General features: G+C 66.5%; 11 protein-coding genes. 3 read left to right on the top strand and 8 right to left on the bottom strand.

Annotated elements, in window-relative coordinates; translation table 11 throughout:
• The first annotated feature begins 36 nt into the window (after positions 1 to 36).
• Positions 37 to 1,272, top strand: a complete 1,236-nt coding sequence (locus tag BLS61_RS09455; RefSeq protein WP_090430169.1) for a diguanylate cyclase domain-containing protein — start codon at positions 37 to 39, stop codon at positions 1,270 to 1,272.
• On the opposite strand, the gene BLS61_RS09450 is transcribed toward BLS61_RS09455, so the two are convergent.
• Positions 1,273 to 2,004: a substrate-binding periplasmic protein gene (locus BLS61_RS09450; RefSeq protein WP_090430167.1), complete on the bottom strand. Its 732-nt coding sequence runs from the start codon at positions 2,002 to 2,004 to the stop codon at positions 1,273 to 1,275.
• Positions 2,005 to 2,209: 205 nt separating this feature from the next.
• On the opposite strand from BLS61_RS09450, the gene BLS61_RS09445 reads away from it, so the two are divergent.
• Entirely contained in the window at positions 2,210 to 3,394 is a 1,185-nt protein-coding gene (locus tag BLS61_RS09445) for a BaiN/RdsA family NAD(P)/FAD-dependent oxidoreductase (RefSeq protein WP_090430165.1), read from the top strand.
• An 80-nt stretch (positions 3,395 to 3,474) separates the two neighbouring features.
• On the opposite strand, the gene BLS61_RS09440 is transcribed toward BLS61_RS09445, so the two are convergent.
• The 7 genes from BLS61_RS09440 to BLS61_RS09410 form a co-directional block, all read right to left on the bottom strand.
• Entirely contained in the window at positions 3,475 to 4,110 is a 636-nt protein-coding gene (locus BLS61_RS09440) for a dioxygenase family protein (protein WP_090430163.1), read from the bottom strand.
• Between the two features lie 254 nt (positions 4,111 to 4,364).
• Positions 4,365 to 5,486: an alanine dehydrogenase gene (gene ald / locus BLS61_RS09435; RefSeq protein WP_090430162.1), complete on the bottom strand. Its 1,122-nt coding sequence runs from the start codon at positions 5,484 to 5,486 to the stop codon at positions 4,365 to 4,367.
• Positions 5,487 to 5,578: 92 nt separating this feature from the next.
• On the bottom strand, positions 5,579 to 6,262 hold the full coding sequence (locus BLS61_RS09430; RefSeq protein WP_090430160.1) for a glutathione S-transferase N-terminal domain-containing protein: 684 nt from the start codon (positions 6,260 to 6,262) through the stop codon (positions 5,579 to 5,581).
• Positions 6,259 to 6,960 (bottom strand): glutathione S-transferase family protein, encoded by a 702-nt coding sequence (locus BLS61_RS09425; RefSeq protein ID WP_090430158.1) that lies wholly within the window; start codon positions 6,958 to 6,960, stop codon positions 6,259 to 6,261. The genes BLS61_RS09430 and BLS61_RS09425 overlap by 4 nt, the downstream gene beginning before the upstream one ends.
• Positions 6,961 to 7,023: 63 nt before the next feature.
• The gene (locus BLS61_RS09420; RefSeq protein ID WP_244157929.1) at positions 7,024 to 7,620 is read right to left on the bottom strand and encodes a TetR/AcrR family transcriptional regulator; all 597 of its coding nucleotides are present in this window, start codon (positions 7,618 to 7,620) and stop codon (positions 7,024 to 7,026) included.
• A 31-nt stretch (positions 7,621 to 7,651) separates the two neighbouring features.
• On the bottom strand, positions 7,652 to 8,413 hold the full coding sequence (locus tag BLS61_RS09415) for a slipin family protein (protein WP_024306571.1): 762 nt from the start codon (positions 8,411 to 8,413) through the stop codon (positions 7,652 to 7,654).
• Positions 8,413 to 9,798, bottom strand: a complete 1,386-nt coding sequence (locus BLS61_RS09410; protein WP_090430154.1) for an NfeD family protein — start codon at positions 9,796 to 9,798, stop codon at positions 8,413 to 8,415. Before BLS61_RS09410 ends, BLS61_RS09415 begins: the two co-directional genes overlap by 1 nt.
• A gap of 223 nt (positions 9,799 to 10,021) precedes the next feature.
• Between BLS61_RS09410 and yccS the strand changes: the two genes are divergently transcribed.
• The gene (gene yccS, locus BLS61_RS09405) at positions 10,022 to 12,193 is read left to right on the top strand and encodes a YccS family putative transporter (RefSeq protein WP_090430152.1); all 2,172 of its coding nucleotides are present in this window, start codon (positions 10,022 to 10,024) and stop codon (positions 12,191 to 12,193) included.
• The last annotated feature ends 12 nt before the right edge of the window (positions 12,194 to 12,205 follow it).

Raw genomic sequence — 12,205 nt, 5'->3', positions numbered from 1 at the left:
GATATAAAGCATCAAACGGCCCGGCCGGAGTGATCCATGCGCAATATTCTGGTCATCGAAGACAGTCCCCTGGTACTGAAGATCCTCGAGCATCTGTTCCGCCAGGAAACCGATCTGGAGCCGATCTTCTGCGCCTCGCTGGCCGAGGCCGAGGTGATGCTGGAAACCTCCGCCTCGCTGTTCTTCGCCGCCATCGTCGACCTGCACCTGCCGGATGCGCCGGACGGCGAGAGCGTCGACCTGGTGATGCGCTATCACCTGCCCTGCATCGTGCTCAGTGGCAGCTACAACGAGCAGCGCCGTGACGAGCTGCTGATGAAGGGGGTGGTCGACTACGTGCTCAAGGAAAGCCAGCACTCCTACGAGTACGCCTTTCGCCTGCTGCACCGCCTCGATCACAACAGCCAGATCAAGATTCTCATCGCCGACGACTCCGCGGCGCAGCGCCACTACATCCGCCATATCCTCGAACCGCACCATTACCAGATCATCGAGGCCAGCGACGGCAAGGAAACCCTGCGCCAGCTGAACGAACACCCCGACCTCGACCTGCTGGTATTGGACCACGCCATGCCCGGCGTCAGCGGCTTCGAGCTGGTCAAGCTGCTGCGCCAGAAGCTGCGCCTCAACGACCTGATCATCGTCGGCGTTTCCGCCGACCCCAAGGGCTCGCTCAGTGCCCAGTTCATCAAGCATGGCGCCGACGACTTCCTGCGCAAGCCGTTCTGCCCGGAAGAGCTGAACTGCCGGGTAATGTCCACCCTGGAGCGCCGCGACCTGCTGCGGGCGCTGAAAAAGGCCGCGCAGTTCGATGCCCTGACCGGCCTGAACAACCGCCGCGCCTTCTACGAGCAGGGCCTGCAGATGCTGCAGCAGGCGCAACGGGACAAGCGCCAGGTCAGCGTGGCGATGCTCGACCTCGACCACTTCAAGCAGATCAACGATGGCTTCGGCCATGCCAGCGGCGACAGCGCCCTGGTGGTCTTCGCCCGGGCGATGGGCAATGCCTTCCCCGACATGCTGCTGGGCCGTCTGGGCGGTGAGGAATTCGCCCTGCTCACCCTGCACGGTGCCGATCACGTGGCGCAGGCACTGGACAAACTGCGCCAGCAATGCGCCGGGCTGCATTACGCCGTCGGCGCTCCGCCACTGTCGTTCAGCGCCGGCCTCTATCAGGGTGAGCCGGAAGACCTGGAAAGCCTGCTGCACGAAGCCGATATTCGCCTGTACCGGGCCAAGCAGCAGGGCCGCGCGCGTACCGTCCTGATCTGATCAGGGGGTATGCCGCTGCAGCGTCGCGGCATAGCTGCCGTCGTCGCTCATGGCCTGAATCGCAGCGTCGAAACGCCTGGCGATTTCGCGATAACGGGGATGGCTGCGGCGCACCAGAATGTGCAGGCCATTCTCGCTCAGCGGTTGTGGCAGGAACTCCAGCTCGTCACGCAGGGGGCTCAGCGTGCCAGCGAGGACATGGCGCGCCACCAGCTCGTCCTCCAGCGTGAGCTGCACCCGCCCGGCGTGCAACATGCGTGCGGCGATCTCGAAGCTGCCGACGCCGACCTTGAGCAGGTACGGGTCGCTGTCGAACTCCTTGGAATAGGCATACCCCCTGATCACCGCGATGGTGTAGGGGTAGAGATCGGCCAGGGTTTCGAAGCGAATCCTGCTGCCCTTGCGCTGCAGAAAGCGGATGCGATTGACCAGATAGGGCTGGGAGTAATAGCCGTACTCGGTGCGCTCGAGGCTGTACCAGGCGTTGATCAGCACGTCGTAATCGCCGCGCTTGAGGCCCCTCACGGCACGTTCCCAGGGCACCTCCGCATAGCTGGTGGTGTAGCCGGCGCGCTTGAGCGCCTGCTCCACCAGATCACTGGCCAGGCCCTTGCCAGGCAGCGTCTGGTCATTGAAGGGCGGCCAGGGATCGGCCACCAGGCGCAGCGCCTCGGCCGCAGCCAATGCCGGTGACAGCAACAGAAGCAATAGCCAGACGCGTAGGGCGGGCATGGGTGGCGATCCACGGAGGGGGTCGCTGTAGTGATAGCAGGCGCGGCGCCCCTCGTCACTGTCTCGATATTGAAACAGTCATCCGCGCACTCGCCTCGCGCATGCGGCGCGCTGGCCGAACCGGCGGCACAGAGCGGCTTCGGGTAAACTGGCGGGGTTTTCGCGCAGCCTGCTTCTGCGTCCGCGATCCACCTGGGGACATCTCGTGTTGCAAACCGACGTACTGATCATCGGCGCTGGCGCCGCCGGCCTCATGTGTGCGGCCACGGCCGCCGCCCGCGGCCGCCGGGTGCTGGTGCTGGACCACGCCAACAAGGCCGGCAAGAAGATCCTCATGTCCGGTGGCGGGCGCTGCAACTTCACCAACCTGTACTGCGAGCCGGGCAATTTCCTCTCCGGCAACCCGCATTTCTGCAAGTCCGCCCTGGCGCGCTTCACCCAGTGGGATTTCATCGGCCTGGTGGCCAAGCATGGCGTGCCCTACCACGAGAAGAAACTCGGCCAGCTGTTCTGCGACAACAAGTCCAGCGACATCCTCGAACTGCTGCTGGCCGAGTGCGCCGAAGCGGGCGCCGAGATCCGCCTGAACACGGCGGTGCAGCGCATCGAGAAGCGCGACGGCGGCTTCCTGCTGCACAGCGACCTGGGCGAGGTCGCCTGCCAGTCGCTGGTGATCGCCACCGGCGGGCTGTCGATTCCGACCCTCGGCGCCACCGGCTTCGGCTACCAGGTGGCCAGGCAGTTCGGCCACGAGCTGCTGCCGACCCGCGCCGGCCTGGTGCCCTTCACCATCACCGAGCCGCAGCTCAAGGCCCTGTGCACCGAGCTGTCCGGCACTTCGGTGGAGGACTGCCGGGTGAGCTGCAACGGCCAGAGTTTCGTCGAGAACATCCTGTTCACCCACCGCGGCCTGTCCGGCCCGGCGATCCTGCAGATTTCCTCCTACTGGCAGCCGGGCGACACCCTGCATATCGACCTGCTGCCGCATATCGACCTGCCCGAGTGGCTGGCCAGCCAACAGCGCGAGCGCGGCAACAGCGAGCTGAAAACCCTGCTGGCCGAGCTGTTCACCAAGAAGATGGCCACCCTGCTGGTCGACAGCTGGTTCGTCAACAAGCCGCTGAAGCAGTACACCCCGGGCGAGCTCAAGGCGATCGCCGAGCGCCTGTCGGACTGGCAACTGGTGCCGGCCGGCACCGAAGGCTATCGCACCGCGGAAGTGACCCTGGGTGGGGTGAATACCGACGAGGTGTCGTCGAAGACCCTCGAATCGCTCAAGGTGCCGGGGCTGTACTTCATCGGCGAGGTGCTGGACGTCACCGGCCACCTCGGCGGCTTCAACTTCCAGTGGGCCTGGGCCTCGGGTTACGCCGCCGCGCAATACGTCTGAGGCATCCGCCAACACGGCCTGTGGCCGTAGGGTGCGCCGTGCGCACCGCTGCTGCTCTGGGCTGGCGCTGCAATCCGTTCTCATGAGGTCGGGGTGACGCCGAGGACCACATCGAAGCGGGCAATCTGCTGGTTGATCTGCCCGCTGACCGGCACGAAAGGCACGACCAGCAGTTCGCGCAGGCGTGGGTCGCGAATGGCGTTGAGCAGGCCGTCGCGCTGGTTGCCCGGCTCGCCGCGGACATAGCACTGGGTGGCGAAGCGCGGCATGCCCGGCAGAGTCACCGCCAGATGGATATGCGGCGTGCGCCCGGGATAGGACACCGGGCGGATGGTGCGAAAGCCATAGCGACCGTCCGCCGCCGTGACGAAGCGGCCGTAGCCCTGAAACCCGGGGTCGAGCCGCTGGCGATCGCCGCCACGGCTGTGCAGGTAGATGCCGTTGGCATCGACCTGCCAGATTTCCACCAGCGCCCCGGCCAGCGGCCGACCGCCGGCGTCGAGGATCGAGCCGTGCAACTGCACATGAATGCCTCGCGCTTCCTCGGCCCGACCTTCGACCTGCACCAGATCGTTGTCGCGATCGAGCGGCAGCTGGTCGGGGTAGAAGGGGCCGAGCGTTTGCCGCGGCGTCAGCAGGCGCTCGGCCAGCACCAGCGAAGGGCTGGCCAGCAAGGCAGCGCCAGCGGCGAGCAAAAGATGGCGACGGCTGGACATGGTGCTTTCCTCCGCGGCGCGGGTTCGTCTTCGCAGCGGCCGCGGGCACCATGCCCGCGGCGCTGTCTCGCAATCATCCGCTGTCCGAGCGGCTGCAGCCGTCCCATTGACCACTGTTCGCGCAGGTGGTGCGCGCAGCGCACCCTACGGATCGGCGCGCACGTAGGGTGCGCCGTGCGCACCAATGCTGGGGACGCATCCTGCCCACCAGCATCGCCCTTATCGGTGCGCAGCGACAAACCGCCACCCGGCCGCTACAAATGCTCCAGCACCGCGGCCGCCGACTGGAATGGCAGGCCATGAGCCTCGGCGACGCTGCCGCAGGTGATCACGCCCCTGGCCACGTTGAGCCCCGCGAGCAGGTGCACGTCCTCTTCCAGGGCCCGGCGCGTGCCCTTCTGCGCCAGCGCCACGACGAATGGCAGGGTGGCGTTGTTCAGCGCCAGGGTCGAGGTACGCGCCACCGCGCCGGGCATGTTGGCCACGCAGTAGTGCACCACGTCATCGACCACATAAGTGGGTTCGGCATGTGTGGTGGCATGCGAGGTTTCGGCGCAGCCGCCCTGGTCGATGGCGACATCCACCAGCACCGCGCCGGCCTGCATCTGCCGCACCATGTCGGCAGTGATGAGTTTGGGCGCAGCCGCCCCGGGGATCAGCACGCCGCCGATGACCAGATCGGCCGCCAGTACCTGTTCCCGCACCGCAGCGCGCGTGGAATAGAGCGTGGTGATGCGGTTGCCGTACTGCGCATCGAGCCGGCGCAGGGCATCGACATTCTTGTCCAGCACAGTGACATCGGCGCCGAGGCCAACGGCCATGGCCAGGGCATGGCTGCCCACCACGCCGCCGCCGAGAATCACCACCTTGCCCGGCGCCACCCCGGGCACGCCGCCAAGCAGCACACCGCGACCGCCACGCGCCTTCTCCAGGCAGCCGGCACCAGCCTGGATCGACATGCGCCCGGCCACTTCCGACATCGGCGCCAGCAGCGGCAGGCGGCCCTGCGCATCGGTCACCGTCTCGTAGGCGATACAGGTGGCGCCGCTGGCCATCAGCTCGTCGGTCTGCGGCCGATCCGGCGCCAGGTGCAGGTAGGTGAACAGCGTGTGCTGCTCGCGCAATTTGGCCCGTTCCACCGCCAGCGGCTCCTTGACCTTGACGATCAACTGCGCCTGCTGGAATACCTCGCCGGCACCCTGGGCAATCTGCGCCCCGGCCTGGCGGTAGTCCTCGTCGGCAAAACCGATGGCGGCGCCGGCCCGGGTTTCGATCCACACCTCATGCCCCAGCGCGGTCAGTTCGGCCACGGACTGCGGGGTGAGGCCGACACGGTACTCGTGGTTCTTGATTTCCTTGGGTACGCCGATGCGCATGACTCTCTCCCAGCGTTCAGGGTCAACACCCTCAAGTCTAGAAAAGCGTCACGCGCCGCACCGGAAAAAACGTCAGAAAAGCTGTCCGCCCGTCACTGCCCGAACAGCAGTCGCCGCGCTTCGGCAGTGAGCAGCGCCTGTGGATCGGTATTCACCTGTTCCACCAGCGCGTAGGCACGCTGCACGGCCGGGCGGGCGTCGAGGCGCCCGAGCCAGGCGGCCATGTTGGGAAAGTCCTCCAGCTTCTGCTGCTGCATCTTCCACAACTTGGCCCAGGGATAGATGGCCATGTCGGCGATGGAGTACTCGCCCGCCACGTATTCACGCCCGGCCAGTTGGCGATCCAGCACGCCGTAGAGGCGGGCGGTTTCCTTCACGTAGCGGTCGATGGCATAGGGGATGGGCTCCGGCGCGTAACGCACGAAATGATGATTCTGCCCCGCCATCGGCCCGACGCCGCCCATCTGCCAGTACAGCCACTGCAGCACGCTGAAACGCGCGCGTGTCTCGCGCGGCAGGAATTGCCCGGTCTTGTCGGCCAGGTATTCGAGAATCGCCCCGGATTCGAACAGGGCGATGGGCTCGCCGCCATCGGCTGGCGCATGATCGACGATGGCGGGAATACGGTTGTTCGGCGCGATCTTGAGAAACTCGGGAGCGAACTGTTCGCCCTTGCCGATATGCACCGGGACGATGCGGTACTCGAGCCCGGCCTCTTCGAGGAAGATGCTGACCTTGTGGCCGTTCGGCGTGGTCCAGTAGTACAGGTCGATCATCGGCTCTGCTCCATCTCGATCATGGCCCGTTTGACCGGGCCGTGGGTGGCTTCGTACGCCTGCAGGATGCGCGCGAACCAGGCGCCCAAGGCCGAATCGTCGGTCCAGGGCTGCGCCCCCAGGCACCAGGCCCAGAGCAGCATGCCGGCCAGCAGGTAGTCGCAGCCGCCTGGGGCCTGACCTTCGAGGAAGGGCTGATCGCGCAGCCACATTTCCAACGGCGCTACACCTTCACGAAACAGCCGCTCGCCGCCCTGCGGATCGGCGAAGGCCTCCAGGCTCATGCCCAACGCCTGCTCGCGGCTGCTGCGGAAATACTCGCGGTCGGCCGGGTCGATCACCTGCCAGACGCGCGGGATCAGTATCTTCAACAGCGGTATGCGCACCATGTGAAAGCTCAGGCGCTCGACCAGACGGGCGCGCTCGGCCGCCAGGCCCTCGCCGAGCAAAGGGCGCTGTGGATAACGCCGATCCAGGTAGGTGAAGATTGCCAGGCTATCGTGCACCGTTTCGCCGCCGTCGCTCAGCACCGGCACCAGCTTCTGCCCGGAGAAGGCGATCAGTTCCTTGTCGGTGAAACGTATCGGCCGGCTCTGCCAGTCCAGCCCCTTGTGCGCCATGGCCAGGCGTACGCGCCAGCAGTAGGGCGAGAACAGCAGCTCGCGATCGGCGCCGCACAGTTCGAACAATTCGCGCATATCACCTCCATTCAAAACCAATCCGTCCAGAATTAAACCAACGATGGCCCTGCCCTGGCTGGCTCACTGACAGTCCAGGCTCGTCATCACCACGGCCACGGTGGCACGGATCGAGTCCGCCGGCACTGCGGATTTCACCTGCGTGCGCAGCCCGCTCATCACGCACTGCAGGTAGCCGGCGCGGGCCGCGAGGTCCTGCCCGTTGCGCAGTTCCCCGCAGGCCACGGCGCGCGCCAGCGCCTCTTCGAAAACCTGGCAGATGCCTGCAGTGGCCTGCTGCAGAACCGGCACCAGCGCGGGCTGCGACAAGGAGAATTCATTGGCGACGTTGACCAGCATGCAGCCACGCGGCACGCCACCTGGGCCATCGTCTTCGAGCACGCTGAGCAGGCGCTCGCGGATGAAGGCCAGCGGTGAGGCGCTGGCATCGAGCTGTTCCAGCAGCAAGGCACGACGCTGCGCTACGTAGCGGCTGAACGCCGCGACGAACCAGGCCTGCTTGCTCGGGTAGGTCTGATACAGGCTGCTCCTGGACAGCCCGGTGGCCGCCTGCAGGTCCTGCAGCGATGCGGTCTCATAACCGCGATGCCAGAACAGCTGCATGGCGTTTTCCAGGGCCCGGTCCGGGCAGAAGCCCTTGGGGCGTCCACGTGTCGTCATGGACGCAATTTAGAACCGATCGGTTCCAAACTCAAGCCTTGGGCTCCTTGAGGTCGACGATGCCGCGCAGCAGTTCCACCGGCAGCGGGAAGACGATGGTCGAGTTCTTGTCGCTGGCGATATTGCTCAACGTCTGCATGTAGCGCAGCTGCATGGCGCCGCTCTGCCGGCCGAGGATCTCGGCAGCCTGCATCAGCTTCTCCGAGGCCTGCAGCTCGCCTTCGGCGTGAATCACCTTGGCCCGCCGCTCGCGTTCGGCTTCGGCCTGGCGGGCGATGGCGCGCACCATGGATTCATTGATGTCGACGTGCTTGATCTCGACGTTGGCCACCTTGATGCCCCAGGCGTCGGTCTGCGCATCCAGCACCTGCTGGATGTCGGAGTTGAGCTGCTCGCGCTCGGCGAGCATCTGGTCCAGGTCGTGCTTGCCGAGCACCGCGCGCAGCGTGGTCTGCGCCAGCTGGCTGGTGGCGACCATGTAATCCTCGACCTGGATGATCGCATTCTGCGGATCGAGCACGCGGAAGTAGATCACCGCGTTGACCTTGACCGAGACGTTGTCGCGGGAGATCACGTCCTGCGGCGGCACGTCGAGGACGATGGTGCGCAGGTCCACCCGCACCATCTGTTGCAGGCCGGGGATGATCAGGATCAGCCCCGGGCCCTTGACCCGCCAGAAGCGGCCGAGCTGGAACACCACGCCACGCTCGTATTCCCGCAGGATGCGAAAGGATGAGACGAGCAGCGCGAGAACGATGATCGCCAGTGAAATGAAGCTCAATTCGAAACCCATCAGTGACCTCCTTGGGGCGGTGGTTCATCCACCGCGCTGACCTGCAGATGCACGCCGTCGCGCGCCGTGACTCGTACCCGCTGCCCAAGCCGCAATGGCGCGGTGCCCCGCACCTGCCAGCGTTCGCCCTGCAGCGCTACCCAACCGGCGCGCGGATCGTCGTCGCGCACCGCGGCGACCGCCGCGAGGCTGCCCACCAGTGCGCTGGCACCGGCCACCTGCTGGCGCCGCCTGGCCCTGAGCGCCATGCCGACGATGGCCAGGACCAGCGCAGCGCTGATCAGCGCCAGGGTGACGATCAGCGCCAGCGGAATACCGAAGCCCGGCACATCGGTATCGATCAGGATCAGCCCGCCGAACACGAACGCCACCACCCCGCCGATGCCGAGCACGCCGAAGCTGGGCAGGAAGGCCTCGGCGGTGATGAAGGCGATACCGAGCAGGATCAGCGCCACGCCGGCGTAGTTCACCGGCAGCAATTGCAGGGCGTAGAGCGCGAGCACCAGGCTGATGCCGCCGAGCACGCCGCCAACGCCACTGCCGGGGTTGGCGAATTCGAAGAACAGCCCGTAGATGCCGATCATCATCAGGATCAGCGCCACGCTGGGATTGGTGATCACCGCCAGCAGGCGGGTGCGCCAGTCCGGAGCATGGCTGATCAGCGGCGCGCCAGCCGTAGCCAGGGTCTGCTCGACGCCTGCCGCCTGCAGGGTCTTGCCATCCAGCTGGCGCAACAAGTCGGTGGTATCAGCGGCCAGGTAGTCGATCACCTGGCGTTCCAGCGCCTCCTCGGCTGACAGACTGACGGCTTCGCGCACCGCCTGTTCGGCCCATTCGGCGTTGCGTCCGCGCATATTGGCCAGGCCGCGGATGTAGGCCGCGGCGTCGTTGACCTGCTTGGCGGTCATGGCGTCATCCGAGCCCTTTTCGCCTTGTGTCGGTTTGTTCGTCTCGCCCTTGCCGTCGCCCTCGGGCTTGCCTGGCGAGCCCGGCATGCCGATGGCCACTGGCGTGGCGGCGCCGAGATTGGTTCCCGAAGCCATCGCGGCCACATGGCTGGCGTAGAGGATGTAGGTGCCGGCGCTGGCCGCCCGCGCACCTCCGGGTGCGACGTGCGTCGCGACCGGAACGGGGCTGGCGAGAATTGCCTTGATGATGGCGCGCATGGCGCTGTCCAGGCCGCCGGGGGTGTCGATCTCGATCACCACCAGCTGGGCGCCTTCGTCCACCGCCCTGGCCAGGCCGCGCACCAGATAATCGGCACTGGCCGGGCCGATCACGCCATCCACCTGCAAGCGCACCACTGCGCCCGGCGCCGCACTCACCCCCACCGATCCGCAGAGGATCAGAGCGCACAGACACAGACGCAACCAGCCAGGTGACACGTTTGACTCCCAGGCCCGCGGTGGTACCGAAGATGTGGCAGCGGGACCTTACTGAGCATAGTCCAGGCCTTCTGCGACTCCCTCGACCGGGCAACCGGATGTGCTACAGGGCATGTACGAGCGGGTGAAGCGAGGCGCCAGGCATGGCTATTGGGTGCAGATGGATACCCAGCGGTCATTCAGTTCCGGTAGGCTGCTCATCTCTACTTCAACCAGGTCGTTTATGCCCCGTCCCCGCCTTCGCCAATCGCTGCGCCGCCTCTGGGCGCTGGACAAATTCAGCGCCAGCCTGCGGGTGCTCATCGCCCTGACCGGAGCCCTCGCGCTGTGTTGGTGGCAGGGCTGGATGCACGGACTGATCCCCCTGTTTCTCGGCATCATCGCCAGCGCCCTGACCGAGACAGACGACAGTTGGCAAGGCCGTCTCGGTGCGGTGCTGGTGACCCTGGCCTGCTTCAGCGCGGCGGCCTACGCGGTGGAGTTTCTGTTTCCCTACCCCTGGCTGTTCGTCATCGCCCTGGCGCTGTCGACCTTTTGCCTGACCCTGCTCGGCGCCCTGGGCGAGCGTTTCGCCACGCTCGGCTCCGGCACGCTGATCCTCGCCGTGTACAGCATGATCGGCGTCGAGCAGCGCGGCGGCGTCGCCGGCCTGTGGCTGGAGCCCCTGCTGCTGGTGGCCGGCGCCGCATGGTACGGCCTGCTGTCGGTGATCTGGCATGGCCTGTTCGCTCATCAGCCGGTGCAGCAAAGCCTGGCACGGCTGTTTCGCGAACTTGGCAAGTACCTCAAGCTCAAGGCGGCACTGTTCGAGCCGGTGCGCCAGCTGGACGTCGAGCAGCGCCGCCTGGAACTGGCGCAGCAGAACGGGCGCGTGGTGTCGGCGCTCAATGCGGCCAAGGAGATCATCCTGCACCGGGTCGGCAATGGCCGTCCCGGACCCAAGGTCAATCGCTACCTGAAGCTGTACTTCCTCGCCCAGGACATTCACGAACGCGCCAGCTCCTCGCACTACCCCTACAACGAGCTGGCCGAGGCCTTCTTCCACAGCGACGTGCTGTTTCGCTGCCAGCGCCTGCTGCGCCTGCACGGCGAAGCCTGCGAACGCCTGGGCAGCGCCATCGAATTGCGCCAGCCCTTCGAATACCGCGAGCTGTGCAGCCAGGCGCTGGAGGACCTGCATGCCTCGCTCGACCACCTGCATCTGCAGAGCAACCCGGCCTGGCGCCGCCTGCTGCGCTCGCTCGGCGCACTGGCCGGCAACCTCGCCAGCCTCGACCTGCTGCTGGGCAACGCCAGCAACCCCGATGCCCTGGCCGACGAACAGGACAGCAGCCTGCTCGATCGCGAACCGCATTCGCTGCGTGAAGTGGCCGAGCGCATCGGCCAGCAACTGACGCCCACCTCGCTGCTGTTTCGCCACGCCCTGCGCCTGTCCATCGCCCTGGCCGCCGGCTACGGCCTGCTGCACCTGATTCACCCGGCCCAGGGCTACTGGATCCTGCTGACTACCCTGTTCGTCTGCCAGCCGAACTACGGCGCCACACGCCTGAAGCTGGTGCAGCGTATCGCCGGCACCCTGCTCGGCCTGGGAATCGGCTGGGCGCTGTTCGATCTGTTCCCCGATCCGCGCATCCAGGCGCTGTTCGCCGTGGTCGCCGGGGTCGCCTTCTTCGCCACGCGCAGCACGCGCTACACCCTGGCCACGGCGGCGATCACCCTGCTGGTGCTGTTCTGCTTCAACCAGATCGGCGATGGCTACGGCCTGTTCCTGCCACGCCTGGTCGATACCCTGCTGGGCGGCATGATCGCCGGGCTGGCGGTGTTCCTGATCCTGCCGGACTGGCAGGGCCGGCGCCTGGGCCGCATGCTCGCCGGCACGCTGAGCTGCAACAGCGCCTACCTGCGGCAGATCATCGCCCAGTACGCCCGCGGCAAGCGTGACGACCTCGGTTACCGCCTGGCCCGGCGCAACGCGCACAACGCCGATGCGGCGCTGTCCACCACCCTCGGCAACATGCTCATGGAGCCCGGGCACTTCCGTAAGGATGCCGACCTCGGCTTCCGTTTCCTGGTGCTGTCGCACACCCTGCTCGGCTATCTCTCGGCACTCGGCGCGCACCGCGGCGAGCAGTTGCCACAGGAAGCGCAGGCGCAACTGCTGGAACAGGCCGAAACGCTGGCGCGCAGTCTCGATGAAATCGCCACCGGCCTGCGCGGCGAGCAACCCCTGGCCATTCACAGCGACGAGGAACAGGCTCTGGCGCAGAGCCTGGAGCAGATCGCCGATGATGTCGACGAACGCCAGCGTCTGGTACAGACGCAGCTGGCACTGATCTGTCGCCAGCTCGCACCGCTGCGCACCCTGGCCGTGCACCTGCAGAAGGATCGCCACTAGCAGGCCCGCCGG

This window comes from Ectopseudomonas guguanensis (assembly GCF_900104265.1).
Taxonomy (GTDB): domain Bacteria; phylum Pseudomonadota; class Gammaproteobacteria; order Pseudomonadales; family Pseudomonadaceae; genus Aquipseudomonas; species Aquipseudomonas guguanensis.
The sequence above is the reverse complement of the archived record's forward strand: the minus strand, read 5'-3'. Positions and strand labels throughout refer to the sequence as shown.